The organism is Amycolatopsis sp. lyj-112, from assembly GCF_046549055.1.
Taxonomy (GTDB): domain Bacteria; phylum Actinomycetota; class Actinomycetes; order Mycobacteriales; family Pseudonocardiaceae; genus Amycolatopsis.
In genome coordinates, this window is sequence record NZ_JAJPWS010000003.1 from 712,949 (window position 1) to 738,726 (window position 25,778).

24 protein-coding genes, 3 tRNA genes and 2 pseudogenes are annotated in these 25,778 nt (G+C 67.3%); 16 read left to right on the forward strand and 13 right to left on the reverse strand.

Features of this window, described 5'->3' with window-relative positions; translation table 11 throughout:
- Positions 1-85: 85 nt before the first annotated feature.
- Positions 86-805 (reverse strand): Clp protease N-terminal domain-containing protein, encoded by a 720-nt coding sequence (locus ACLJRL_RS15520; protein ID WP_410656828.1) that lies wholly within the window; start codon positions 803-805, stop codon positions 86-88.
- Positions 806-838: 33 nt separating this feature from the next.
- Positions 839-2,053 (reverse strand): NAD(P)/FAD-dependent oxidoreductase, encoded by a 1,215-nt coding sequence (locus ACLJRL_RS15525; RefSeq protein WP_410656829.1) that lies wholly within the window; start codon positions 2,051-2,053, stop codon positions 839-841.
- Positions 2,054-2,178: 125 nt separating this feature from the next.
- On the opposite strand from ACLJRL_RS15525, the pseudogene ACLJRL_RS15530 reads away from it, so the two are divergent.
- The 4 genes and pseudogenes from ACLJRL_RS15530 to ACLJRL_RS15545 all read left to right on the forward strand — a co-directional run.
- Positions 2,179-2,604, forward strand: a pseudogene (locus ACLJRL_RS15530) (solute carrier family 23 protein); the annotation flags it as partial.
- Positions 2,605-2,650: 46 nt separating this feature from the next.
- A complete protein-coding gene (locus tag ACLJRL_RS15535) occupies positions 2,651-2,872 on the forward strand; it encodes a hypothetical protein (protein WP_410656830.1) in 222 nt (73 codons plus the stop codon).
- A 509-nt stretch (positions 2,873-3,381) separates the two neighbouring features.
- Complete coding sequence (locus tag ACLJRL_RS15540; RefSeq protein ID WP_410656831.1) at positions 3,382-6,174, forward strand: EAL domain-containing protein; 2,793 nt, start codon at positions 3,382-3,384, stop codon at positions 6,172-6,174.
- The gene (locus ACLJRL_RS15545) at positions 6,171-6,470 is read left to right on the forward strand and encodes a GNAT family N-acetyltransferase (protein ID WP_410656832.1); all 300 of its coding nucleotides are present in this window, start codon (positions 6,171-6,173) and stop codon (positions 6,468-6,470) included. The genes ACLJRL_RS15540 and ACLJRL_RS15545 overlap by 4 nt, the downstream gene beginning before the upstream one ends.
- Before the next feature lie 4 nt (positions 6,471-6,474).
- Here ACLJRL_RS15545 and ACLJRL_RS15550 read toward each other — a convergent pair whose 3' ends face one another.
- The 7 genes and pseudogenes from ACLJRL_RS15550 to ACLJRL_RS15580 all read right to left on the reverse strand — a co-directional run bounded on the left by ACLJRL_RS15550 (position 6,475) and on the right by ACLJRL_RS15580 (position 9,742).
- Complete coding sequence (locus tag ACLJRL_RS15550; protein WP_410656833.1) at positions 6,475-7,296, reverse strand: arylamine N-acetyltransferase family protein; 822 nt, start codon at positions 7,294-7,296, stop codon at positions 6,475-6,477.
- 40 nt (positions 7,297-7,336) lie between these two features.
- Positions 7,337-7,758, reverse strand: a pseudogene (locus tag ACLJRL_RS15555) (hypothetical protein); the annotation flags it as partial.
- 371 nt (positions 7,759-8,129) lie between these two features.
- Positions 8,130-8,203: transfer RNA gene (locus ACLJRL_RS15560), tRNA-Phe, on the reverse strand.
- Between the two features lie 31 nt (positions 8,204-8,234).
- Positions 8,235-8,308: transfer RNA gene (locus ACLJRL_RS15565), tRNA-Asp, on the reverse strand.
- 45 nt (positions 8,309-8,353) lie between these two features.
- Positions 8,354-8,426, reverse strand: a tRNA-Glu gene (locus tag ACLJRL_RS15570).
- A 143-nt stretch (positions 8,427-8,569) separates the two neighbouring features.
- Complete coding sequence (locus ACLJRL_RS15575) at positions 8,570-9,349, reverse strand: SCO6745 family protein (RefSeq protein ID WP_410656834.1); 780 nt, start codon at positions 9,347-9,349, stop codon at positions 8,570-8,572.
- A 138-nt stretch (positions 9,350-9,487) separates the two neighbouring features.
- Complete coding sequence (locus tag ACLJRL_RS15580) at positions 9,488-9,742, reverse strand: hypothetical protein (RefSeq protein WP_410656835.1); 255 nt, start codon at positions 9,740-9,742, stop codon at positions 9,488-9,490.
- A gap of 548 nt (positions 9,743-10,290) precedes the next feature.
- Here ACLJRL_RS15580 and ACLJRL_RS15585 point away from each other — a divergent pair.
- Positions 10,291-10,710 (forward strand): hypothetical protein, encoded by a 420-nt coding sequence (locus ACLJRL_RS15585; protein ID WP_410656836.1) that lies wholly within the window; start codon positions 10,291-10,293, stop codon positions 10,708-10,710.
- Between the two features lie 117 nt (positions 10,711-10,827).
- Here ACLJRL_RS15585 and ACLJRL_RS15590 read toward each other — a convergent pair whose 3' ends face one another.
- Positions 10,828-11,031 (reverse strand): cold-shock protein, encoded by a 204-nt coding sequence (locus ACLJRL_RS15590; RefSeq protein ID WP_020669570.1) that lies wholly within the window; start codon positions 11,029-11,031, stop codon positions 10,828-10,830.
- A gap of 425 nt (positions 11,032-11,456) precedes the next feature.
- On the opposite strand from ACLJRL_RS15590, the gene ACLJRL_RS15595 reads away from it, so the two are divergent.
- From ACLJRL_RS15595 to ACLJRL_RS15620, 6 genes are all read left to right on the forward strand, one after another.
- A complete protein-coding gene (locus tag ACLJRL_RS15595; RefSeq protein ID WP_410656837.1) occupies positions 11,457-12,695 on the forward strand; it encodes a L,D-transpeptidase in 1,239 nt (412 codons plus the stop codon).
- A gap of 79 nt (positions 12,696-12,774) precedes the next feature.
- Positions 12,775-13,176 (forward strand): hypothetical protein, encoded by a 402-nt coding sequence (locus ACLJRL_RS15600; protein WP_410656838.1) that lies wholly within the window; start codon positions 12,775-12,777, stop codon positions 13,174-13,176.
- Complete coding sequence (locus ACLJRL_RS15605) at positions 13,177-13,734, forward strand: SigE family RNA polymerase sigma factor (protein ID WP_410656839.1); 558 nt, start codon at positions 13,177-13,179, stop codon at positions 13,732-13,734.
- 4 nt (positions 13,735-13,738) lie between these two features.
- Positions 13,739-14,203 (forward strand): hypothetical protein, encoded by a 465-nt coding sequence (locus ACLJRL_RS15610; RefSeq protein WP_410656840.1) that lies wholly within the window; start codon positions 13,739-13,741, stop codon positions 14,201-14,203.
- Positions 14,204-14,416: 213 nt separating this feature from the next.
- Complete coding sequence (locus ACLJRL_RS15615) at positions 14,417-15,832, forward strand: MFS transporter (protein WP_410656841.1); 1,416 nt, start codon at positions 14,417-14,419, stop codon at positions 15,830-15,832.
- Positions 15,833-15,841: 9 nt separating this feature from the next.
- Positions 15,842-16,426, forward strand: a complete 585-nt coding sequence (locus ACLJRL_RS15620; RefSeq protein ID WP_410656842.1) for a PaaI family thioesterase — start codon at positions 15,842-15,844, stop codon at positions 16,424-16,426.
- A gap of 82 nt (positions 16,427-16,508) precedes the next feature.
- On the opposite strand, the gene ACLJRL_RS15625 is transcribed toward ACLJRL_RS15620, so the two are convergent.
- The gene (locus ACLJRL_RS15625) at positions 16,509-18,881 is read right to left on the reverse strand and encodes a tetratricopeptide repeat protein (RefSeq protein ID WP_410656843.1); all 2,373 of its coding nucleotides are present in this window, start codon (positions 18,879-18,881) and stop codon (positions 16,509-16,511) included.
- 490 nt (positions 18,882-19,371) lie between these two features.
- Between ACLJRL_RS15625 and ACLJRL_RS15630 the strand changes: the two genes are divergently transcribed.
- From ACLJRL_RS15630 to ACLJRL_RS15650, 5 genes are all read left to right on the forward strand, one after another.
- Positions 19,372-20,124, forward strand: coding sequence for an ESX secretion-associated protein EspG (locus tag ACLJRL_RS15630; RefSeq protein WP_410656844.1), 753 nt, complete (start codon positions 19,372-19,374; stop codon positions 20,122-20,124).
- A 94-nt stretch (positions 20,125-20,218) separates the two neighbouring features.
- A complete protein-coding gene (locus ACLJRL_RS15635) occupies positions 20,219-20,635 on the forward strand; it encodes a hypothetical protein (RefSeq protein WP_410656845.1) in 417 nt (138 codons plus the stop codon).
- Between the two features lie 9 nt (positions 20,636-20,644).
- The gene (locus tag ACLJRL_RS15640; RefSeq protein ID WP_410656846.1) at positions 20,645-21,190 is read left to right on the forward strand and encodes a DUF3558 family protein; all 546 of its coding nucleotides are present in this window, start codon (positions 20,645-20,647) and stop codon (positions 21,188-21,190) included.
- Positions 21,191-21,213: 23 nt separating this feature from the next.
- Positions 21,214-21,819 carry a DUF3558 family protein gene (locus ACLJRL_RS15645; protein WP_410656847.1) on the forward strand — a complete coding sequence of 202 codons (606 nt, stop codon included), beginning with the start codon at positions 21,214-21,216 and terminating at the stop codon, positions 21,817-21,819.
- Between the two features lie 24 nt (positions 21,820-21,843).
- Positions 21,844-23,337 (forward strand): hypothetical protein, encoded by a 1,494-nt coding sequence (locus tag ACLJRL_RS15650; protein ID WP_410656848.1) that lies wholly within the window; start codon positions 21,844-21,846, stop codon positions 23,335-23,337.
- 42 nt (positions 23,338-23,379) lie between these two features.
- Here the strand turns inward: ACLJRL_RS15650 and ACLJRL_RS15655 are convergent, their stop codons facing one another.
- Together ACLJRL_RS15655 and ACLJRL_RS15660 are read right to left on the reverse strand one after the other, a co-directional pair.
- Positions 23,380-24,345 (reverse strand): glutamate ABC transporter substrate-binding protein, encoded by a 966-nt coding sequence (locus ACLJRL_RS15655; protein ID WP_410656935.1) that lies wholly within the window; start codon positions 24,343-24,345, stop codon positions 23,380-23,382.
- Complete coding sequence (locus tag ACLJRL_RS15660) at positions 24,345-25,748, reverse strand: hypothetical protein (protein ID WP_410656849.1); 1,404 nt, start codon at positions 25,746-25,748, stop codon at positions 24,345-24,347. The genes ACLJRL_RS15655 and ACLJRL_RS15660 overlap by 1 nt, the downstream gene beginning before the upstream one ends.
- Between the last annotated feature and the right edge of the window lie 30 nt (positions 25,749-25,778).

The following is a 25,778-nucleotide window of genomic DNA, read 5'->3' on the forward strand; positions in this document are numbered from 1 at the left end:
GCTCGAAGTAGGGAAGGAGGCCTTCACGTACACGCGACCAGCAGTACGAGGGCGACGAATACCAGCGCGGCGAGCGCGATCCTCTTCATTTCCCGCGTGCGGCGACGATCTCCTCCAGCGCCCCCAAGATCACCGCCTCGGTCTTCTCCTTCGTCAGCCCGAGGCCGGTGAGCAAATCGTCCCCGAGCTCGAAGAGCGCCAGCAGGATGTGCTCGGTCCCGATGTAGTTGTGCCCGAGCCTCAACGCTTCCCGCATGGTCAGCTCGAGCGCCTTCTTGCTCTGCGCGCCGAACACCATCTTCGCCGCCTCCGCCGGTTCCGCGACGGCTTCCGGGAGCCGGGCGACCGCGGCCTCACGAACGGCTTCGAGGGTCACCCTCTGCGCCACGATCGCCCCCGCCGCCAACGCCGCCGGTTCGGTCAGCAGGCCGAGGATCAGGTGCGCGGGCTCGATCTGCGGGCTCTTCGCCGCGACAGCCTCGTCCCGAGACGCGACGACGACGTGGCGCGCGCGGTCGGTGTAGCGGCTGAACACCTTCACGAGGTCTTCGAGCGAACCGCCGCCGGGTTCGACGAAGCGTTTCTGGGCGGCCTGTTTGGAGACGCCCATGTTCTTGCCGATTTCGGTCCAGGAAGCGCCGGACCGGCGCGCCTGGTCGACGAAGTGGCCGATCAGGTGATCGGCCACTTCGCCCAGGTGCTCGCCGAGGAAGACCGCGTCGGACAGCTGGCCGAGCACGTCTCCCTCGGGATGCTGCAGCTTGATGTGGGAGATGAGGTCGTCGAGACGGACTGGATTGGTCATAGCGTCAACTTTAGGTTGACGATGAGCCAATCGTCAACCTCTGGTTGACGCAAACGTCGCCTTGAGGTCGAACCCGTTCGCCTCGAGGACCTCGAACCGCGGCGCCGGATCCGCCGCGAAAAGGCGGCGCGCGGCGATGTGGTCCGGCGGCCGGTTCACCGACTCGACCCCGGCGAGCACCCCGTCCCGGAACGACAGCACCGAGAACTTCCCGCTCTCGCGATCCCCGGTCAGCACGGTCTCCCCTGCGCCGGTCAGGATCCCGGCGATCTGCAGTTTCGCGCCGAGCTGGTCGGTCCAGAACCACGGGAGGCTGTCGTAGGGCACGCGTTCGCCGACGATCGCCGCGGCCGCCGCCCGTGCCTGGTCGACGGCGTTCTGCACCGACTCCAGCCGCGTCGCCGTCCCCGCCTGGACGCACGGGAAGTTCGCGCAGTCCCCGACCGCCGAGATCTTCGGATCGCCGGTGAGCAGGTGTTCGTCGACGACGACGCCGTTCGCCACGGCCAGGCCCGCCGCCTCCGCCAGCCCGGTCCGCGGGGTCACGCCGACGCCGACCAGCACCAGATCGGCGGGCAGCCGCGTGCCGTCGCTCAGTTCCACTTCGGCCACCCGGCCGTCACCGTGCAGCGCGGCGACACCCTGGCCGAGCAGGACCGTGTGCCCGGATTCCCGGTGCAGCGCGGCGAAATACGCCGAAACCTCGGGCGTCGCGACGCGGGCCATCAGCCTGTCCTGCGCCTCCACGATCGTCACCGGCCGCCCGGCGTGCGCGGCGAATTCGAGGCCGATGAACCCGCCCCCGACCACGACGACATTGTCGGCGCGTTCCAAGGCCGCGCGCAGGACGTCGGCGTCGTCCTTGGTACGCAAGGTGAACACACCGTCCAAAGCGGACCCGGGCACCGGTAGCACGCGGTTGCCCGCTCCCGTCGCCAGGACGAGGTGGTCGTATCCGTGGGTGCTGCCGTCCTCGAGTACCACCTTCGCGCCGTCACGATCCAGCGAGGCGACGCGGCCGGCGATCAGCTCGATGTCCTTCTCCGCGAAGAAGTCCTCCGCCCGCAAGCGGAGCTGGGCGTCTCCGGCCGTCCCGGCCAGATAGCCCTTCGACAGCGGCGGCCGCTGGTAGGGCAGGCCGGGCTCGTCGCCGATCAGCACCACCCGTCCGCCGAACCCCTTGTCCCGCAGCGACGACGCCACCCCGAACCCGCTCTGTCCGGCCCCTACGACGAGGACGGTCTCCATCGGCGCTCCTTCCGTTGTGCTCCCCGCCCATTCAACACAGATCCGGCCCTTTCGGCCGCCCTTCGAAACCTGATCCTCATCCCGCGGACGCGTTACGGTCATGCTCGGCGGGTCGACTTGATCGCCTCGTGCAGATGACCGGGGTCCGCAGCCGCTGGGTGGTCGCGTTCGCCGGCGGGCTGCTCGTACTGATGGGACTGGTGCCGAAGGTCGGCGCGTTCATCGCGGCCGTGCCGGAACCGGTGATCGGCGGGGTCGCGGTGGTGATGTTCGCGATGGTCGCCGCGGTCGGCGTTCAGAACCTGAAGAAGGTGGAGTTCTCCAGCAACCACAACACGTTCATCGTCGCGGTGTCGTTCGGTGTCGGCCTGTTGCCCGCGTTCTCCACGAACCAGTTCGGCAATTCGATCTTCTTCCAGCACTTCCCGGCGTGGCTGCAGACCATCTGCGGGAGCCCGATCACGGTCGCCGCGATCGTCGCGTTCACCCTCAACCCGCTGTTCAACCACCTCGGCAAGCACCGCGAGCCGGACCTGCTCAAATCCCCTTGAGGGAGCTCAGCACCAAAGCCACTTCGGCCAGAGATTGCATTCTTCGGTGGGCGTCGTGCTGGGCGACGCCGTGGTCGGGCGGGGCGGCTGCGGGACACCGGCGGATCCGCTCGGCTGCGGCGGATCGGCGGGCTCGTTCGACGAAGTCGGGGTGACCTCGTCGGATTTCGACGTCGGGGCGGCCGAACTCGACGTCCGGCGGCTGGACGTGGTCTTGGTGGGCTTCGACGAGCTGTCGCCGCCGGTGCCCCCGCCGGTGCCGACCTGAGTGGTCGTTTCCGGCTGAGTGGCGTCGGCTCCCCCGTTTTCCGAGGGGCGTTTCGGCATCTCGATGACGCTGATCTGGTTTTCCTGCGCGTTCTGCTCCGGATCCCCGTCGAAGCCGACCAGGATCGCCGCCGCGCCGCAGGCGACCACAACGGCGATCCCTACTGCGATAACTCTCCAGCGTGACTTTGCCCGTGACTCCTCGTGGTCGTCCCAGCCCTCGCGAATGAGTAGGTCGGCGACCGAAACATCGTCGTCTTCCACCAGCTATCGCCTTTCGCACCGGGAACAGGCAAACAGTAGTTTTACCCGAGCTCACCGCCGAATGGGTGAAGTTAACCAAAAATTATTCACCCGATGGGAGAGAGTAGCGGGTGCCAGTCACACGGTGTGTATCTCTGTGCGTTCACGCATATCGACCGTGGTCACGCTTCGGTTCGCGTATACAGCGCCCCCGGCGGGTGGTGTAATCGACGGTGCCAGCACCGGAAGAGGGGGTTCGGACGGATCATGGAGGCTGACGCCCTCGCCGTATCGGGTACCGGAATGTCCGGTACGCCCGGCGGCACACCGCTCGGGAACGAGCCGGTCGGCGATCTCGGCCTCGCGGGCGACCACGCCGCCATCTGGTCGTTCGACTTCGGCAGCGAGACGCTTTCCTGGCTGCCCGGCCTGGAGAATCTCCTGGGCAGGGCCCGGCTCACCGAGTCCGAACCCGGCGAGCCCGATCTCGAGGCCAGGCTCACCGACCTGGTCGCTCCGCTGACCTCCGGCACCCGCACCGCCCCGCCGTGGCGTGAGTTCGAACTCGAGCAGTCGGTCCGCGACCCGGCGGGTGAGATCCGCTGGATCCGCCTGCGCGCCCGCACCATCGGCGACGAGAACGGTTCGTCGGGATTGCTCGGTATCGCGGCCGACGTGACCGACGTCCGCGAGAACCGGCAGGCTCTCGAAGATCTCACTGACCGTTACCGGCTTCTGGTGGAACTCAGTCCCGACGCGGTCTGCGTGCACGAAGCAGGAGTCGTCACGTACGTGAACAGGGCCGCCGTCGCCGCGCTCGGAGCGTCCTCGACCGCCGAGCTGATCGGGCGGCCGATCATGGACCTCGTCGCCGACGAATCGCTTCCGGCGCTGCTGAACAGGATCGCGTCGCTGCACCGCCAGGGCGCGTCGACCGAACCCGCCGACACCGTCATGCTGCGCCTCGACGGCACGAAGTACTTGGTGCAGAGCATTTCCGTGCGCACGAGCTGGGAAGGCAGGCCCGCGTTCCAGGTCATCATGCGCGACATCAGCGCGCAGAAGGCCGCGGAAGCGACGCTGCGCTATCAGGCCGCGCTGATCAGCCACGTGAGCGACGCGATCATCGCGACCAGCGGGACCGGCATCGTGACCAGCTGGAACCCGGCCGCGGAAATCGTCTACGGGTGGCGGGCCGCGGAGGCGATCGGCCGTATGGTGAGCAACCTCGTCGGCGCCCAGCTCGACCCGGAAACCGTGCTGCGCAAGGGCGGCGTCGTGCAGGCCACCCACCGCAACCGCAACGGCTCGACACTGGCCATCCGCATCTCGGCGGCGGAGATGAACGACGGTTTCGTGCTGGTCTGCGCCGACGAGACGGCCCGGCGGCGCGCCGAGCAGCACTACAGCACGGTGGTGGCGTCGCTCGACGAAGGCGTTGTCGTGATGGGGCCCGGCGGGCTCATCGAATCGGCGAACCCGGCCGCGTGCCGGATCATCGGCGTCGAGCACGACGACCTCATCGGCTCGCCGTGCGTGGCGCTGGAACTGTACGACGGAGACGGCCGGATCCCGCCGGAGCGGATGCCGTCGGTGCTGACCCGCCGCACCCGGATCACCCAGAACGGCCTCGTGGTGCGGATGCGGCGCCCCGACGGCAAGGACGTCTGGATCTCGCTGACCTCGCGATTGCTCACCCCGGAGGACTCCGGGGCCATGTCGGTGGTCACCTCGTTCACCGACATCACCGAACGCCGCGCGATCGGCGAGCGCCTCGCCCACGAGGCGACGCACGACCCGCTGACCGAGCTCGCGAACCGGACGCTGGTCCTCGACAGGCTCGGCGAAGCGCTGTCCGGAACGCGCCGCGCCGAGCTGACCACGGTGCTGTTCATCGACCTCGACAAGTTCAAGGTGATCAACGATTCCCTCGGCCATTCCGTCGGTGACAAGGTGCTCCGCATCGCCGGCGACAGGCTGCGGCGGGGAGCCGGGGAGAACGACCTCGTCGGCAGGCTCGGCGGCGACGAATTCGTCATCGTCACCGCGGAGATCACCGGGCAGGGTGAGATCAAGGCACTGGCCGAGCGCCTGCGCGAGTCGCTGACCGAGCCGATGACGGTCAACGGCAGGCAACTGCACATCGACGCCAGCATCGGCATCGTCACCGCGGCGGGCGACGACACCCGGACCGCCGAGGATCTGCTGCGCGACGCGGATGTCGCTATGTACCAAGCGAAAACCCTCGGCCGCGCGCGTCACGAGTTCTTCGACGTCGAGCTGCGCGAGCGGATGCAACGCCGGCTTCGCATGGAGCAGGACCTGCGCGACGCGCTGCAGAACGGCGAACTCTGGACGGCGTATCAGCCCGTCGTGGCGATCGACACCGGCGAGATGGTCGCCGTGGAAGCCTTGCTGCGCTGGAAACATCCGGTGCACGGCACGATCTCGCCCGCCGAGTTCATCCCGCTGGCCGAGGAAAGCGACCTGATCAACCTGATCGGCAAGCACGTCCTGCGCACCACCACCCGGGAAATCGCCAAACGGCGCGAACAACTCGGCATCGACCTCAACCTCAAGGTCAACCTTTCGGCCCGGCAGCTGGACGATCCGCACCTGGTGCCCACCGTGCAGGACGCGCTGAAGACCACCGGCCTGCCGCCGCACGCGCTGACCCTGGAGGTCACCGAAAGCGCGTTGATGCGCGATCAGGCCGCGGCGGCGGAAGTGCTGATGTCGTTGCGCGACTTGGGTATTTCGCTGGCGATCGACGATTTCGGCACCGGGTACTCCTCGCTCGCGCAGTTGCAGCGCCTCCCGCTGGACACGCTCAAGATCGACCGCACGTTCGTCATGGGCATCGCGGAATCGCGGGACGCCGCCGCGATCGTCACGAGCATCATCGCGATGGCGCACGCCGTCAATCTGATCGTCGTCGCCGAAGGTGTCGAGGACGAAGATCAGCTCGCGGTGCTGCGGGAGTTGCGCTGTGATCAGGCACAGGGCTTCCACCTGGGTCGCCCGGTACCCGCTGACGAACTTTTCGGAGTCGCTGAATGAGTGTCGAGATCAAACCGGGAGAAGACCGCTACGACATCGTCGTGGACGGAAAACCCGCCGGGTTCCTGGAAACCCGCACGCGGCCGGACGCGGTGTTGTTCCTGCACACCGAAATCTCGGCCGACTTCGCCGGGCAGGGCCTGGCGGGCAAGCTGGTGACCGCCGCGCTCGACGACGTCCGGGCGCAGGGCGGGTCCGTCCTGCCCTACTGCCCGTACGTGCGCTCGTTCATCGCGAAGCACCGCGAGTACGAAGACCTTGTCCCTGAAGACAAGCGCGCGGAATTCGAACTCTGAACCCTCAGCCGGGGTAGCGCTCCAGCAGCTTCGCGAGCTCGTCCTCGGTCAGGACGACGTCCAGTTCGCGCAACGTCGCGTCGAGCCGCTCGGGCGGGATCGTGGTCGTCTCCTTGGTCCCGTCGGGGCGCTCGACGATGAACTCGTCGCCGATCAGCTTGCGGCTGAGCCCTTCTTCCAGGCGCATGACCACCAGCCGCCCGGTGAACGGCGATCGCGGGTGCGTGGACGTGTAGTGGTGGTAGACCTCGTAATCGATCCGGTGCATCGGCGTGAGGGTGAAGGCGTGCAGATCGGTCCAGCCGCCGTCTTCCTGCTTCTGCAGGCGCCACCAGTCGCCGTCCGCGACCAGCCGGTGCGGCCAGCCCGCCTGGTCCACCACGGCGCCGTCGATCAGCGGCATCGGCACCAGCATCCCGGCGCCGAACCCGACGTCGACCAGGTGCTGGACACCGTCGGCCTCGACGGCGAGCGTCATATGCGTGTACGGCCCGTTCTTCTGCGGCTGCACCCGTGCCACGAGCCGGCGCACGCGATAGCCGAGCTGCGTGGCGGCCGCGGCGAACAGGCTGCCGTGCTCGTAGCAGTAGCCGCCGCGGTGGCGCGCGACGAGCTTGCCGATCACGGCGTCCAGCGCGATTCCCTGGTGCTGCCCCAAAACGACGTCGACGTTCTCGAACGGGACGGCCAGGATGTGCGCCTTGGCCAGCTCTCGCAGCGCGGCCGCGGACGGCTCCGCCCGCACTTGCCCGATCCGGGCGAGGTAGGCGTCGAGGTCGAGGGTGCCGACGGTCCATTCGTCGATCTGCTCAGGTGCGAGTGTCATGGTCAGAAGCCTGACACCTCTACCTGACTGGAGGTCAAGATCAGCGCCCGGCCTCTTGTGTGATCGACTGCGCGGCGACCGTCCCGTCGTCGCCCGCCTGACCCTGGACGACGACCGTCGCGCCCGGCTTCAGATCCGCGAGCTTGCCCGCCTGGGTGACGCCGATGGTCGTGGTGTCGGAGGTGGAAATCGCGACTTCGGTGCCCTGCGCGGTCTTCACGTAGACCTTGGTGCCGTCCACGCGGTCGACCGTGCCCGTGGTGCCACGCCCGCGGGGCTGGCCGGTTCCCCCGGCCTGCGCCGGACCGCCTTGCGCCCCTCCGGAAGCGTTCTGCCGGGCGGGGCCGGGGTGGACGGCGAACCCAGCGCCGCGTGCGTCCAGGCGCCGCCGGCGAAGACGACCGCGATCACCGCCAGTCCGGCCAATACCTGAGTCGTGCGGGAGAACGGCCGGGCCGCGCCTTCGAGGGACGAACTCGCGTCATGGGCGTGACAGTGCTGCCGGTGCTTAACAAGGGACTGTTCGTCCGCTGTGCGTGAGCTGGGTATCCGGGCGGGCCGTGAAGGCCTCCTTCCCTACCCTCAAGGTAGGCAAGGATGTCTTCACGGAACACCTGCGGAGCACCTCGCCCGCGTTTAGTCCTCTACTGGCGTTCGCCCTGCGGGTGGCCGAAGGCTGCCTACCGTCTCCGGCGATCTGCGTGTCCGTGCAATCCACGTGCAGCAAGCCCGGGGCACCGGCGGTCGACCAAAATCAACAGTGGACAGACCCAAGATCGACCCCAGGCATGAAAAAACCGCCTTGACCTGGATCAAGGCGGTTCTGCGAGCGGTGGCCAGGGCCGGGGTCGAACCGGCGACCTTCCGCTTTTCAGGCGGACGCTCGTACCAACTGAGCTACCTGGCCGGGAACGCCGGCAAGTAGCCGAACGATCTTGCGACCCTGACGGGACTCGAACCCGCGACCTTCGCCGTGACAGGGCGACGCGCTAACCAACTGCGCCACAGGGCCTTGCATACATCTTTGTGACCGTACTGCGTTTACTACTGTACTGCGTACTCCCAACGGGATTCGAACCCGCGTTGCCGCCTTGAAAGGGCGGAGTCCTAGGCCACTGAACGATGGGAGCCCGGTCAGTTTCGGCGAACCGACCAACCGCGCTCTCAGGTTCCCCCGGGAGCGAACATAACTATAGGACACACCCGTTTTGGTGCCTGCACGGGGGGTTCCCTAGTCGCTCACAGGGCTGGGACCTGGGAGAACGCGGCAAGATCAGGCTACCAGAGCCGGAGAGGCCGCAAGAGCGCCGAGACGGCGCCGAAGCTCGTCCCGCTCGGCCTCCGCGAGGGTGGCATCGAGAAGTTCGGCGACGCGCCGGTCGGTGAGGTGCTCGGCGCGCTGCCACCGCTGCCGCAGATCGCCCTTGGCCTCCGCCGCGGCGATCAGCTCGTCGACGGCCTCCTCGGCCCACGCGGTGCGCAGGAGACGCCCGCGGCCGCCCTCCGGGTCGGCGACGACGGCCTCGGGGATCGTCAGGCCCACCGCGCGCAGGGCGGCGAAGTGAATGCCGCCGCGGAATTCGCGGAAGACCATGAGCGCGAACGCCAGCCGCTCGACGTCGTCCCGCGGCCGCTCGGCACCTTGCCAGCCGGTGAACAGTGCGAGGCCGCTCGCGTCCGCGGCGTCCACCAGACGGAAGAGCAGCTCGGCCAGACGGCCGGGGTCCTCGGCGTCCGAAAGGCTGACTTGAGCCCATTTCGCCGATGACCGCGAGTAGGCGCGGACCGCGGAGGCCGCGTCGAGGGCCGCCATCGCCGGCGGCAGGGCGAACTCGAAGAGCCAGTGCGGGAAGATCCCGAACAGCTCCGCGACCACCTTCGGCGGCGGATCGCCCAGCACCGCCGAACGCCCGCGCAGGTACAGCGTCCGCGGCGGCAGACCCACCTCCGCCTCGACCTCGGCGAGCTCCGGCGAGGTCATGAACTTCCCGCCCAGAACCTGCACCGAGCCTCGGATCTCCTTCGCCAGCTCGATCGTCTTTTCGTCACTCATGCCGCTCGCCCGCTTCCCGCCAGTTGATTGATAACAGTGTTACACAACTGGCGCCCGGTTCGTCAAGCGCAAAGAAAAGCCCGGTCGCGCGGCGAAGACACCACGCGACCGGGCTCTGCGAACGAACCGGAGACGAACTCAGCGCTGAATGGGCGCCTGTCCACCCTCGTCCAGCGACAGCCCCAGCATCTCGAGCAGCTGGACACAGTCATCGACTCCCAGCGCCCCATTGGCCACCGCGAGCCGAGCACGCCGCACCTGATCGTCGGACACCCGCTGGGTATCCGACTGCCCGGTGCGCTGCGCCGGCAGACCTCCCGCCACCGTTGAACTTCCCCCATCGGCACCTTCGTACCGAAGGAGGAACTGTCGAACTTCCACCGACCCACCCATGGTTCCTCCAAACGGCCAACGAACAGCTTGGCCGCGAGGCTAGCCAGAGCCGGCCGCCGCACACAGCCCCCCGGAGAGTGAACCTGTAGCCACGCTCCGCACAACACAGCGCAACCATGCGCGTACTCGCATCACATGAACCACAGGCGAACCACAGGTGACGCGACGACCGGAATTCTGCCCGCGCCCACTCGCCCTCATCGGCAAACCGTGCAACAATCGATTTGCTGACACACCCCCGGTCAGCGCCTGTGGAGATCCCCTCCGACCCCCGCGTTCCTCCCCCTGGCGCGGGGGTCGCTCCGTGTTCTGGGGGGCCACCCCCCAGACCCCCAGGGTTCGTTCGGCGGCGGTTGGCAGCCCCGGATCGGTGACGTTGAAGATCAAGGGTGCGGTCGCGTGATTTGTTCTCATTCAGCGTGCTGATCGCGGTTGGTGATCACTGGGGTGGGTCCACTTGTGGGTTACTGGGCTGTTCGGGGAAATATTCTGGTGTGTCGTGGCTCACGGTGGTTGGTTTGTCGAGACCGAACCGTTATCGTGGCCCGGTGCCCCTTCCTTCCTTGAGTCGCCGCAATGCCAGCCGCACGAATCTGAAGCCGGTCAACCCCGGCCGTCACCGCAACTCCTCCGCCAAGGAGGCCGACGCGGTCGTCGAAGACACGGAGCTCACCAGCTACCTTCGTGCCCTCGCACCGGAGAACGACCCGGAAAGCACCGGCACCGGCAAACGCTTCGGCGAAGCCCAGGTGTTCCATCTGCGGATGAACGTCGTCGCCAGCGAGCAGCTGAAGGACGCCGCCAACGAGCGCAACCTGTCGCCGCAGGCACTGGCGCAGGAATGGATCCTCGAGCGCCTCTCGTGGGAATCGCAGGCCAACTCGGCCCAGCAACGCCGCCACGAAGAAGCCCACACCGACGAATTCCGCTTCGCCGCCGACGCGTTCGAGCAGCCCGTCCCCCGCTGACAGTCAAAACCGGAACGGAAACAGCACAATCGAAGAAGCTTTCAGAGCAACGAAAAAGCCCCCGGCGCGAACGCCGGGGGCTTTTTTCACGTCAGGCTGAACGCCGGATGGCCCGCCTTAAATCGGCCGGACCTTCTGGGCCTGCGGGCCCTTCTGACCCTGACCGACCTCGAACTCCACTCGCTGATTTTCTTCGAGCGTGCGGAAACCACGCCCATCGATCTCCGAGTAGTGAACGAAAACGTCGCCCTCGCCGCCATCCTGCGCGATGAAGCCGAAGCCCTTCTCCGCGTTGAACCACTTCACAGTGCCTTGCGCCACCGCTGTACTCCTCGTTGCAAATCCGCTTCGAGTGCCACCGAAGTGACACCCAGACCGTCCCGGGCGGTTCCAACGAGTCGAGCGAAGAGCGCGTCACCGGCTCATGGCTCGCGTCAGAAGTTCCGCGAGTGTGAAGCCACGAACACGCAAAACGACGGCCTGCAAGCAGACTACCGGGATCTGGCCAAATCTGAAGCCCGTCATCGGTCCTTGGACACCCCTGATTCCCAAGGTCACCGGAACGTCGTAGAGCGTTCCGCCTTCTGTCGGACCCACTCGCTACCCTGACGCCGCGCGTCGACCTGTGATCATCGCCGGACACGGACCGAAGTCGGTCATGCCCCGATCGTGAAGCTCGATCCACCCGATTGTGATGCGCATCACTCTCGAAGGGATCAACGTACTGGGCTCTCCGGACGTCATGGATGTCGTACAAGGGGAGCAAAGGGGATGCTTTGAGGTTCACTGAAACCGCCCGCCGCCGCGCGGCGATCGCGGCACTGGGGCTGGTGGCCGTTCTGACGCTGGGGGCGTGCAGTAGCGAGCCCACCGTGTCGGCGAGCGGCGAGAACGGCGGCGGTCCGACCAACAGCGAGACCGGGGGCCAGGCGCCCGCGCCGGCCAAACTGACCTACGAACCCGCGGCGGGCGCTCAGGACGTCGCGCCGGGACAGCCGATCAAGGTCAGCGTCGACGACGGCACGCTCGAGCAGGTCGTGCTGACCAATCCGGACGGCAAACAGGTCGCGGGCCAGCCTTCCCAGGACAAGAAGGCGTGGTCCACCACCGAACAGCTCGGCTACGGCAAGACCTACACCTGGTCCGGCAAGGCCACCGGCACCGACGGCAAGCCCGCCGACGTCGGCGGCACCTTCACCACGGCCAAGGCGAAGCGCCAGGTGTTCGCCAACATCAACGTCTTCGACGGTCAGACCTACGGCGTGGCGATGGTCATCGCACTGGACTTCAAGACCAAGATCGCCGACAAGGCGTCCGTCGAGAAGGCGCTTTCGGTCGAGACCACGCCGCCGACCGAGGGTTCCTGGGGCTGGGTCCACGACGACACCGCGGTGCAGTGGCGGCCCAAGGAGTACTTCAAGCCGGGTACGACCGTGAAGCTCAACGCCAAGATCTACGGCGTGAAGATGGGCGAAGGCGTGTACGGCAAGGAAGATCGCTCGGCGAGTTTCACGATCGGCCGTTCGCAGATCGTCAAGGGCAACACCCAGACCCACCGTCTGCTCGTCATCCGTGAGGGCCAGCAGATCGCGGACTACGCGGCCAGCTACGGCCTCGACGCCGACCCCGGCCGCGTGACCCCGAGCGGCACGCACGTGGTGATGTCCAAGCACGACACGTATTCCATGACGAACGAGCGCTACGACTACGAGGACGTCGTCGTGCCGTCCGCGGTGCGGTTCTCCACCAACGGCGAGTTCATCCACGGCTACGCGAAGTCGATTTGGGCACAGGGCAAGAAGAACATCTCGCACGGCTGTGTGAACCTCGCGCCGGTGAACGCCAAGGAGTACATGGCGGGCGCGCTGGTCGGCGATCCGGTGGAGATCGAGGGCAGCACGGTGAAGATCAACAAGCAGCGCGACTACAGCAACTGGACCTACAGCTGGGAAGAGTGGATGAAGCTCTCCGCTCTCATGAACTGAACGACTTCCGTGAATCCGGGCGGCCGGGAGACCCACTCGTGGTCTCCCGGCCGTTCGTGTGTAGAACTTCGAAAACTCGATGCAACCATCCGGTCGGCAAGGCGCATGTCTAACGCAGAAGGCGCCGCGGCCAAGAAGCGGCGCCCGGATCGAGGAGACACCCTTGCGTACTCGTATCGCTCTTTCCCTCGGCGCGCTGCTGCTGGCCGGCGGCGCCGCCTTCGCGACCACGTCGCTGGCGTCGGCCGACCAGAGCGCCCCCACGCCGACCACGACGCAGCCTGCGCCGGCTCCCCCCACCGCGAACCCGACGCAGGCCCCCGGCGTGACCACCGCTCCGCCGCGCGCGGAGCCGACGCCGGGCCAGAAGACCCGCGCCGCCGTCGAGAAGCCGGGCGAGCACCGCGTGCCGAAGGCCGTCCCGGCCGGACCGACCGGGGACCTGAACCTCCCCGCCATCGTCGAAGGAGCCGGTAACTAGGTGTCGTTGAGCCGCTCGCCGAAAACCGGGACGAGCTCGCCGTGGGACGGCGAGTTCGCCCGGTACTTCGGCGAGCGCGCGCACAGCCTGCGTGCCACCGCGTACCTCTTGTGCGGCGACTGGCACCAGGCTGAGGACATCACGCAGGCCGCGCTGCTGAAGCTGTATCTGGCGTGGCCGAGGCTCTCGCGGCACGACGCGCTCGACGGTTACGCGCGCAAGATCGTGCTGCGGACGTTCCTCTCCGAGCACCGGCGGGTCTGGCGCAAACGGGAGAAGCTCACCGACGAGCCGCCCGAACTCCCGGCCGAAACCGGAGGGACCGAACAGGAGATGCTGGTCAGGCATGCGCTGTCCGGTATCGCCCCGAAGCAGCGGGCCGTGCTGGTGCTGCGCTACTTCGAAGATCTCAGCGTCGAGGAGACGGCCGCGGCGCTGGGCTGCAGCACAGGCAATGTGAAGAGTCAGAGCGCGCGGGGTCTGGCGACCCTGCGCAAGCGGCTCGGGCCGCATTTCAGTGAACTGGCCTTGAGCGGAGCGCACGACGATGGGAGGTGAGGAGATGGACGAGGACATCAAGGGCGTGCTTTCGCACGGGGTGAGCGGTCCTCCCCTGGGTATCCGGGCGGCGGACATCATCGAACGGGGTGGCCGGATCCGGCGACGACGCAAGCGGCTGGCCGTGGCGGGAAGTTCGCTGGCGACGGTCGCGGTGATCGTGCTGGGCGCGGTCGCCGTCGGCGGCCGGGGCGGCGAAGGACCCGCGCCGGTGCAACCCGCTGAACCAGGCTTGTCGACCATCTCCCCGCCGCCGGTCGTACCCACCCCTGCCGAGCAGGAACCCCGGCCGGAAGTCACTCCCGAACCCCCGGCGGCCTCCTCCGTGGGCCCGAAGCCCGGCCAGTCGCACCCCGAGTCCAAGACCCGGGCACCGACCCGCACGTCGACCTCCAGCCCCCCGCGCGTGCCCGGCACGACGAATCCGGTGACTCCGGGGAACCCGCCGCCGACGGCCACGAGCCGCTGAAGTTCGTCCGGAAAGTCCGAATCCCGAGTAATAACCCAAAGTAATCGGAAATTCTCTGACTTCGGGTTTACCTGGCGGTTCGTCACCGAGACGGGGGAACGCCGGTCGCGCGTTCGATTCAAAGCGCTGAACTCGGAGGTTTGAACACCTACGGTCGAGGGAACAAACCCTCGACGATGGGTAAGTAAACGGGCGGGTCGGGAGGTCACACCCATGGCCGAAGAGGCGCTGAGTGCGTCACATCAGGAAAAAGAGGAACCGGCGGATGTCCCGCCTGAGAAACTCAGAAAGGCCGTCGCCGGTGCGGCGATGGGTAACTGCATCGAGTGGTACGACTTCGGTGTCTTCGGCTTCATGCCGGCCATCCTCGGCCAGGTCTTCTTCAACGCTTCAAGCACATCCGAAGGGGCGCTAGCCACCTTCGCGGTTCTCGCGATCACGTTCATCGTGCGGCCGTTCGGCAGCTTCGTGTTCGGCCCGCTGGGGGACAAGATCGGGCGCCAGAAGGTGCTCGCGCTGACGATCATCCTGATGTCCGGGTCGACCTTCGTGATCGGCCTGCTGCCGTCCTACGCGACGATCGGTCCGGCCGCGGCGGTCCTCCTGATCCTCTTGCGCACCATCCAGGGCTTCTCGGCGGGCGGTGAATACGGCGGAGCAGCGACGTTCATCGCCGAGTACGCCCCTGCCCGGCGCCGGGGTTTCTGGGGCAGCTGGCTGGAGTTCGGCACGCTCGTCGGGTTCGCGATGGGCGCCGGCTTCGTCACGATCTTCACCGTGGTCCTCGGCGACGAGGCCATGCGCGAATGGGGCTGGCGCCTGCCGTTCCTGATCGCGGGTCCGCTCGGCATCGTCGGTCTCTACCTGCGGAACAAGCTCGAGGACACTCCGCTGTTCCAGGAGATCGAGCAGAAAGAGCAGATCGAGAAGTCGCCGCTGAAGGCGCTGCTCCAGAAGCACTGGACGTCGATCCTGCACCTGATCGGCATCGTCGTGATGCTGAACGTGGCCGACTACATCGTGATCACGTACCTGGAGACCTATCTCAAGGACGTGGTCGGCTTCGGCGGGCACACACCGTTGCTGATCATCCTGGCGACCATCGCACTGATGCTGATCCTGATCGTGCCGGTCGGCATGTTGTCCGACCGCATCGGGCGAAAACCCATCCTGATAGCCAGTTGTGCGAGCTTCCTGGTCTTGCCCATCCCGGCGTTCTCGCTGATGAGCGCGGCCGCGGACGACCAGAACGGCTGGCAGCTCATGCTCGGCCTGGTGATGATCGCGATACCGCTGGTGCTGATCCTGGCCGTGCTGGCGTCGACGCTGCCGGCGATGTTCCCGACGCAGGAGCGCTACGGCGGTTTCTCCATCGGGTACAGCGTTTCCACCGCGCTCTTCGGCGGTACGGCGTCGTACATCATCGGCAGCCTGGTGACGTCCACCGGCGACAACCTGTGGCCCGCGTACTACCTGATGGGCGCGGCGGCGATCGCGGCCATCCCGATCCTGCTGTTGCCGGAAACGGCCGGGGTCTCGCTGCGCGGCATCGTGAACTCGCGGATCGCGCGGCGGCGTAAGCCGGAGGCGGCCACTCCCGGCGACGCCTCGGAGCTACCGGCGAGTTAACGTCTCTCCATGAGCCGTATCTCGCAGCCGTGGCCGCCGGTCGAAGTCGAACCGCCGGCGGTCCACCCCAAGGCCCCACAGCCGGGCAGTGACCTGGGCATCCACTTCGGTGAGTGCTTCGGGTGCGGCGACGAGATCGAGGCCGGGCTCCACCTGCAGTCGACGGTGGGCGAAGGGACGACGGTGTACTCGAAGTTCACCGTCACCTCCGCCCACCAGGGTGCGCCCGGCCTCGCCCATGGCGGCCTGCTGGCCTGTGCGTTCGACGAGGCCCTCGGCGCCACCGTCGGCAACCTGCTGCGGCGGCCCGCCGTCACCGGGAAGCTGGAGACGGACTTCCTGCGGCCGGTCCCCGTCGGCTCGACGCTCTACATCGCGGCGAAGCTCGACGGCGTCGCGGGCCGGAAGATCTACGTGAGCGCCGTCGGACGTCTCGACGCCGAAGACGGCCCCGCCGCGGTGCGCGCCCGGGCCCTGTTCGTGCGGGTCGAGTTCGAACACTTCAGCAACCACGGAGACCCCGAAGCGTTGCAGAAGCTCGCCGCGGCCCACGAAAAGGCGAAGCACGAACGCGAGTGGGACATCAACCCCTGAGCAATTAGTCCTCTAGTTGCGGTAGTTCGTCGTGTCGAACTACCGCAACTAGAGGGCTGAACGCGAGTTAGATGAACGCGACCTAGGTCATCGTCCTGGGGCGGATGGCGTTGGCCTTGTCGACGAGCTCGACGCGCTGGTCGACCGTTCCGGCCAGCCGGGCCAGCGTCCGGTAGCAGCGCTCCAGGCCGAACCGCAGATCTCGCTCGTCCAGGGCACAGCCCAGCACCTTCGCGCCCGGCGTCGGCCGGTTCTGCGAATTAAGCCAGCCGTACGCCGCTTCGAGCACCTCCGCCGACAACCGCGTACGTCGCTCGGCGTCGAGCTGCAGGCGCTCGAGCCGCACCGACGCGTCGACGAGGTCGCGCTCGGACACCAGCACCGGATCCTTGCCGCCGCCGTTGATCCTGGTCTTGATCTTGATCGCGGCGACCTGCGCGGCGACGTAGTGCGTGGACGAGGCCGGGACGGCCTCCAGCACCTCGATCGCGCTGGCGCGGGCACCCTGGGCCAGGTACACGCGAGCGAGCCCGAAGGCAGCGCTGACGTACGACCGGTCCGTTCGCCACACCAGCTCGTAGTAGCGCGCGGCACCGAAGTAGTCCCCGACGCCCTCCGCGCTGACCGCCAAGGCCAGCTTCGGCGCGATCTCGCCGGGCAGGTCGTCGTACACCGCCGCGAACGCGACGTGCGCGACGCGGGACCGGCCACCCGCGAGCTCGATCAGGCCGCGGTACCAGTCGATCCGCCAGTCGTGCGGGAAACCGGCCTTGATCGCGAGGTACTGCGCGGCCTGCAACTGCCGCTGCGCCTCGACCAGCTCGCCGAGCTCGATCCGGGCGCGGACGATGCGCAGCCGGACCTCGATCGACTCGCGCGGGGCGCCGGCCAGCGACTCGATCGCGCCGCCGGGGTCGAGCGCGACCGTCGAGGCCAGCACACCGGCCGCCGGGTCGTCCGTGTCGACCTGCGGGATCGGCAGGCCCGAGACCACCTCGCCCGGATCCGGCAGCGGAACGCTCCCGCCGTGCTCCGGAACGACCATGTCGACGCCGAACGTACGGGTCTCCGGGCCGAAGACGGTCGAGGCACCCGGACGGGGTTTTCCGGTACCCAGCGCCATGATCTCGCGCAGCACACCGGTCAGCTGGTCGCCCATCTCCTCGGCGGCGATGAACCGGCGGTCGGGGTCGGTATGCGTCGCGCGCTTCAGGAAGCGGTAGTACGAACCGAAAAGCGCGAACAGCGGGATGACGTCCGGGCCGGGCAGGGTCGTCTTGTACTTGCTGGTGTAGCCGGCGAACTCGAAGCTCAGAACGGCGAGGGTGCGGCCGACGGTGTAGAGATCCGACGCCACCGAAGCACCGTGGGTCGCCAGTTCGGGCGCGCTGTAACCGGTGGTGAAGAACAGCGGGCTCTCGTAGTCGTCGACGCGGCGGACCGCGCCGAGGTCGATCAGCTTGAGCTGTTCGTGGGTCTGGATGACGTTGTCGGGCTTGAGGTCGCAGTACAGCAGGTTCTGGCTGTGGAGGTAGCCCATGGCGGGCAGGATCTCGAGCCCGTAGGCGATCACCTGGCCGATCGGCAGCGGCTCCGGGCGCTTCGTCTCGCGGTGGTGCGCGAGCGCGAGCTGGCGCAGCGACTGGCCGCCGACGTACTCCATGACGATGTAGCCGACGGTGTTGCCGGACTCGCTGTCCGGGTGCTGCACGAAGTTGTGGATCTTGACGATGTTCGGGTGCTCGACCTCGGCGAGGAACCGCTGCTCGTTGGCCGCGGCCGCCACCGCGGTGGGGTCACCGGTGTCGATCAGGCCCTTCAGCACCACCCAGCGGTCGCTGACGTTGTGGTCCTGCGCCAGGTAGATCCAGCCGAGCCCGCCGTACGCGAGCGCGCCGAGCACCTCGTACTGCCCACCGACGATCTCGTTCGGCCGCAGCTTGGGAGTGAAGGAGAACGGGTTGCCGCACTTCTCGCAGTTGCCGTCGGGAGAACCGGGCTTGCCGTCCTTGCCGCGGCCGACCTTGGAGCTGCAGCTGCCACAGAAGCGCTTCTCCTCCGACACCATCGGGTTGTCGAGCACCGCGGACGCCGGGTCGCGATACGGCACCTGCGGGACGTCGACGAGCCCGGCGCCGAGACGGCCGCGGCGAGATGTCCGCGACGACGTCCGGCGCGCGGTTCCGGGGAAGGAGCCCGTTCCGGTGCCGGTCCCCCGGCTGCCGGAACCGGTGCCCGTACCGGTTCCCCGGCTCTCACTGGAACGTTCGGGGAGCACGCTTTCGGTGCCCGGATCGGGCAACGGTCCGGGACCGTGGTCGATCCGAGGCGAGGGCGGCATGATGCTCTGCGTCTCGGGGGTGGGCGAGGAGAGCACGCTGGTCGGCTGAGGCGCGTCGGCCGGAGCCTGCCATTCGGGGCGGACGACCTGCGTCTGCGGGCTCACCGGGGCCATGTCACCCGGCGGCCGCGTCGGATCCTCGGCGCCCGGGATAGGCCTCTGCTGCCCGCGCGGCGGAGTCCGGGGACGCTGCACGGGCGCGTGGTAGACCGTTCGCTCCGCGTTTTCCGGATTTCCGGGCTTCGCCGGCGGCGGTTCGGTGAGATCCAGCCTGCCGGAAATGGACGGTTCCGGTGTCTCCCAGCGAACCGGCGCCGGTGGCGTCCACGAGGCGGACTCCGCCTCGCGGTCCGGCCTGGTGTCGTCCGGCCTGTTGTGCTCCGGCCTGGTGTGATCTGGCCCGGTGTCATCCGGTGCTGCGTGCCGAGGACGGCGCGGCTCCTCCGACACTGCTACCTCCCGAAATCCCCACGACCACGTCGAAGCTGATCCTAGTCGCGAGCAGGCAGGTCGTGCCCGCGCCGGGTCGGACCCGCTACGGTGCGAGAGAGAACCGATTCAGCAGGTGATGAGGGGACGGCCGTAATGGAGGGGGAGGATCACTGTGCCTGCGTCATTTTCGATGTCGATGGCCCAGCTCGACGTCGTACTCGAGGAACTCGGGCTCGGTAGATTCGTACTGCCCTTCCAGATCCCGACCGTCGGCACCACCATCACCGAACGCGAACGGCACTGCGAAGACGTCTGGGCCGAACTGGCCGACCGCGGCTTCGCGCGTGGGCGTGAACTCCTGCGGGACTACGACGAAACCCTCCGGCTCTGGGCCACGGCGGACTTCGTCGTCACTCTCGAGGCACACGAGGTCGAGCAGAACGCCGAATACCTCTACCGGGGCTGCTGGGACCGTCGCCTGGGGGTTGTGAGCCAGCAACGCGGCTTCGACATCCTCTTCGACTCGGTTTACCCCGAACAGGTCGTCGCGGTCCTCCTCGAAAACCTGCCGTCCCTGCAGCCGTTCCCCGGACGGGTGATGACGTCCAGCACCCTCCCGCCGTCCAAGCGCCCGGACGACCCATTCGACGAAGACCCCAACAACCTCCGTCTGGGTGAAGCGAGCCGCTTCTTCGAACACCCGCTGATGAGGCTCGGCACCTTCAGCGTCACCTTGCGCGACGACCGGGGCAAACCGCAGCAGAAAAGCGTCCAATGGTTCGACAGCGTCCAAGGCCGCTTCATGCTCACCACCGACCGCTTCCCCGACGGCGAAATCCGCCGCACCTTCACCCCTACCACCGGCTCTCACCTGGCACGATGGATCCACGACCAGGTCGAAGCCGCCCGCGTCGGCAGCGCGTGATCCTCGCCGGAACCGGGCCGTTCACGCCGTTTCCGCTGATATCGTGACCTGACGAACGCGACGAGTGACCGGCACTGGGTACAGGGGAGAGACCATGGGAGACGGCACCGACGGACCGCCGGGGAACTTCTCGGACATCTTGGGCGCTTTCTCGACGCAGGCCGACGCAATGGTGACGGCTGCGAAGGAGGGGCGGTTCGCTGTCAGCGAGGAGATGGGCAACGCGTACAAAGCCGCACTACGCTCCTACCTGGATGATTGGTCTACTAATAAGACCGACTTCGCGCACCTCGCCATTCTGCCTGAGCTGGGCACTGGCCCTTATGCGACAGAAGTCGGACAACACGCCGTCCTCGTGGCTGAAGGCGATGATCAATCCGCCAGGGCCCAGCTGGAGTCTTTGAAAGTGATTGTCGAACGAGCAGAAGAAGCGATCAACACCGCGATGAGTAGATATCGGAGCCAAGACGCCGCAAACGCTGTCGATATTCGAGCGACAGAACAGGACTGAATCGGAGCTATGATCACCATTCGTCAAACGCTCGTGGCAGCGTCAGCAGTAATCGCGGTCGTCTTCGTGACCGGGTGCACGACCGACAACACTGGAACACCGCAGCCGATCTCGTCTGGCGAAAAAAGCAGCGAGACATCGACTCCGCCTACCTCAGGGTCACCGTTCGCCGACGTAAATGCATGCGACCTCTTCGATCCGGTCACATCGGCGCAAGGTTTCGACGCCTCGAAAGAGGTCAAATTCGAAAGCGACAACGGCTGTCAAGCCAGAAAACCCAGTGTGGGCACAGCGAGTATGTACTTGGTCGACGCCGGGATCGACCAGCTAGATACGCCCGAAGGAACGAAGAGCCAAGGCGCCGTGGCGGGGAAGGACGCGGTCATCATCTCAGGGTTCAGCGGAAGCAGTAGTTGTTTGATCGGAATTCCGATCACATCGAAAGCACGCGCTACTGTGAGCATGACTTTATCGAGCGGCTCGAACGAACAGGCATGTGAGTCCGCGAAATCTATCGCGGAACAGATAGTTCCGAAGCTTCCCCAAGGTAGCTGACCGGACAAACCAGGGAGGTGATCATGATGAACGGCGCAAGCGGGGCTAAAGCAGAGAAGTCTGTGTTCGCTGGAGTGACTCAGACCTTCACGTCCAAGTTGCCCTCGACGATCATGGTGTTCGCCTCCATCTCCGCGCTCACTGCTTGCGCGAACGAAAGCAACGGCAACCCGACTCCTGCGATGTCATCGACGCCAAGCAACAGACAAGAAAACGGCGCACCCACCAAGGATGCCTTCGCCGGCCTGGATGCGTGCGAACTGCTCCGGGAGGCCACAGCTTCGCTCGGGTACGAGGAATATAAGCCCGAGACGCTTGAAAGCGATAACGGCTGCCGGGCGAAAAAGAGTGGCTACGGAAACGTCGGTTCCTACCTTGTGGACAAAGAGGGAATCGACGGCGTGGCCGCCTCGCAAGGAACAAAAACCACCACGCAGATCGGCGGACGCGACGCCGTGCAGTTATCGGGCGACGCGGGACGCGGAAGCTGCTACGTCGGGATCGCTATCACCAAGACAACGCGCGTAAGTGTCGGCGTCACGCTCTCCGATGGAACCGACGAGCAAGCCTGCACAGACACCAAGGTGATCGCCGAACAGCTCGCACCGAAGCTTCCCCAAGGCAGCTGACACGCTCAGATCAGGGAGAGGATCATGGCGGAGAACGTCGGTCAGGACGATTTCGGCTCGCTTATCCGCGCCGACGGACGCGCGTACCGCGAATACGAGGCCAAGCGCTACTCCGACACGTACGAGGAGACCAACGCAGGTCCGGGCGGCAACGACCTCACTGCGCGGCTGACGGCGCAAGAGAAGGCGGGCCAGTACTCCGGCGAGCAGGCCGAGGCGCTGACCCAGAACCAGCAGTTCCGGGCCGGCCTCAACGCGTCGGGGCAGCGCTACGAGGGCAACTCGCACGGCGACCTGATCGGAATGGTCACCGATAACCTCTCCCCCGAGAAGATCGATCAAAAAGGCGAGATCTGGAACAACCAGGGCAACGCGCTGAACACCTTCAGCAACTCGCTCACCGCCGCCGCCAACAAGGAAGGCGCCCATTGGCAGGGGCCTTCCGCGGAGGCCGCGCACGGATTCTTCAAGAATCTGGGCAAATGGGCCGACACCGCGGGCGACGGTGCTTATCTCGCCTCCAACCGCTTCTCCCAGAGCGCCGCGGCGGCCACCACCGCGAAGAACTCCATGCCCGAAGAGGTCCCCTTCGATCGCAACGCCGAGTACAAGAACGCCATGCAGCAGTTCGCGTCGGGGAACTTCGCGGGGGCGGTGGACACGGTCGGCAACATCTCGGCCAAGCAGGAGCAGTCGTTCCAGGCGCACCAGCAGGCCGCGCAGGTGATGCACACCTACGACCAGTCGCTCTTCGACGTCAATTCCAAGCAGCCCACCTTCGCCCCGCCGCCGGAAATGGGCGATTCGACGACGGCGTCCGGGTTTTCCGGCGGTGACGTCAAGGGGTTCAGTGGCGGACCGGGGTCGGGACCGGGCACCGGGCCTGGGTCCGGGCCGGGGATGCCCGGGCCGGGTAGCCCGGGCGGGCCGACGCCGGGGCCGGGAATCACGACGGGTGGTGGGCACTTTGGGACGCCGGGGCCGGGTGGCGGCCAGCTGAACGCGCCGGGGCAGTTCCGGCCGGGGCCGAATCCGGGGCTCGCGGCGTTGGGGGGCCCTGGGCCCACCGGGCTCGGACGGGTCGGCAGCGAGCAGTACCGCGGCAAGCCGGGGCGGACACCGAGCGGGCCGGGTGGCAGCGCGGCGAACAGGCTGACCGGTGGCGGGTTCGGGCGCAACGGCGGTTCGGGCAACGTCGCCGAGCGGCTCGCGGGCGGCAAGGTTTCCGCCGGTGACGCCGAAAAGCTCGCGGGCAAGGGAAGTGGTTCCGGCTCCGGGTCCGGCAAGCTGCCGGAGGAGCGGATCAGCCGGGGTGGCGCGGCCGCCGCCGGCAAGGGCGGAGGCCCTGGCGGCATGGGTGCCGGCGCTCCCGGTGGCAAGGGCCAGAAGGAAGAGGACAAGGAAAAGAAGGCCCCGAGCTACCTTCAAGAAGAGGACGCCGACGTCTTGTTCGGCGGACACGACGGCGACATGAAACCGGTGCCGCCGGTCATCGGCGAAAAGGGCCCGGCGAACTGAAAGAACGGGCCGTTCGGAAGCGATTCCGAACGGCCCGTTTCTCTACTTGTACTGGGGCGAGGGCGGTGTCCCGCCGCTCAGCTTGTTCCCGATCCACTTCGCGTAGCTCTCCTGCCACGCGCCGCCGCGCACGTTCTCCAGCACGGCGTTCACGAACCGCACCATGTCTTCTTTCCCCTTCGGGATACCGATTCCGTAGTTCTCCTCGGTGAACCGGTCCCCCACGATCTTCAGCGTCGGGTCCTGCGCGAGCATCCCCGCCAGGATGACGTCGTCCGTCGACACGGCCTCGACCTGCTTCTGCTGCAGCATCACCAGGCAGTCCGACCAGTTGTCCACCGAAACCGGCACCGGCTTCGAGGGATCCGAGGCGATCTTCGTCAGCGAGGTCGACGTCTTGGTCGCGCAGACCCGGCGCCCGGCGAGGTCCGAAAGCTGTGCCACCTTCGATCCCGACTCGACCAGGATCCGTTGTCCCGCTTGGTAATACGACGTCGAGAAGTTGACCTTCTTGAGCCGGCTGCAGGTGATGCTGTAGGTCCGCACCACGATGTCGACCTGGTTCTTTTCCAGCACGTCTTCCCGCAGCTTCGACGGGATCGCGCGGAACTGCACGCGGCCTTCCGCGCTGCCGAACAACGCCTTCGCGATCTGGTTGACCATGTCGATGTCGAAACCTTCGAGCTGACCCGACGTCGGATTCCGGAAGCCGAACAGGAACGTCGTCTGGTCGACGCCGGCGATCAGCTTGCCGTTTTCCTTGATCTTCGCCATCGTCGAACCGCTGGAGATCGACGTACCGTCGGTCGGCCGCAGGCTGGCGAGCGGGGTGCAGCTCGTGTCGGCCGTGCCACCGCCGCCCGCCGAATCGGCCCCGCCGACGTTCGCGGGCTGCGGCGGAGCGACCTGGCCCACCGGCGCGGGATCGACCGGCGCCCCCGCGCTGCCACAAGCCGTCGCCAGCACCAAGACCGTGCCGAGCACGGCCGTTCGCAGACCGTTCCTGATCACCGGTACTCCCTCAGCCGTTCACGGATCCCCAACGCGGCACCCGCCGCCGCGATCAGCGCCAGCACCCCGATGCCCGGCGCGAGCACGGTCAGCGCCCGATCGGCGCCGCGGGTGTCGTCGAGGAATTCCTGTCGTCCCACGTTGATCGCGGCCACCAGGTTCTCGTCGAGCCGCAGGAACGCCCCGGCGGCGCCGTTCTTCTTGTCGTCGCGGATCGCCGTGTCGACGGCGTCCTGGTAGCTGCCGTCGTCGTCCTGGCGCCGCACCTCGGCGTGCGCCTTGAACCACACCGACGCCTCCTGGATCGCCGCGTCCACCTTGTCCGCGGCCGGGCCGCCCGCGGTGAGGCCGCGAGCCTCGCCCAGCAGGCCACCCTGGCCGTCGGGCCCGCCGAGTTGCGCGGCGAGTTCGACGAAGTCCTTTTCGTACGCCGCACCGTCGCCACGTGCGACGAGTGTCAGCGTCTCGTCGGCCCGCGCCTGCAGTGCCGCGATCCGGGCCCGCACGAGGACGTCGACCTGGTGCGAACCGTCCTCTTCACCGCTGCCGACGAGGCTGCTCTGCACGATCAGCGCGACAGCGCCCCACAGCAGGGCGACGACGACCGAGGCGGTCGCGACGACGAGCCCGACGTTCAGCAGCCGGTTGGTCTTCTTCGTCAGATGCACCTGGGTGACGATCAGCGCGGCGAGCAGCGCGAGCACCAAAGCCGTTGCCAGCCAAGGGAAACCGGTCGTGTCGTCCTGTTCGGCGGCGAGCCTGTCGGTGTCGATGCGGTAGAGATCCTGTGCCGCGGGAAGGATTTTCGCCCGCATCAGCTCCGACGCCTCACGCAGATACGAGGCACCGACGGGGTAACCCTGCCGGTTGTAGGTACGCGCGGTCTCGATCAGTCCCGTGTAGACAGGGAGTTCGCGGCCCAGGATGTTGATCTGTTCGGCCGCCTCGTCGACGCCGGACGAGTCCGACGCCGCCTTCGCCAGCGCCGCACCGGCTTCCGCGATGTCGCGTTCGTACCGCTGACGCATCGGGAGCGGCTCGGCTCCGATCGACAGGAACGAACTGGCGGCGGTCGCGTCGGCGTCCGAAAGCGCGCGGTAGACCTGCTGCGCCGCGGCAGCGAGCGGTTCGCGGTGGTCGATCAGGCCGTTGATCGTGTCCTTCTTGTCCTGCGCCGCCAGCGTTCCGAACAGGCCGGCGAGCAGCGAGAGCAGGACGAGCCCGATCGCGATCACCGACAGCCTGCCCGGCGTGGTCGCCGCGGACCGGACGACCGCGCGGATCCCGTTCCCCGGCAGCTCGAGCACCCCGGCGATCCCGCTGCGGCCCTCGGGCGCAGGGGGCGGCGTGGGTGCGGCGGGGCTACCTGGTGGCCCTTGCCGGGTCACAGTGCTCGTCATCGCCGATCCTCCCCAATGGCTCTTCCCGGA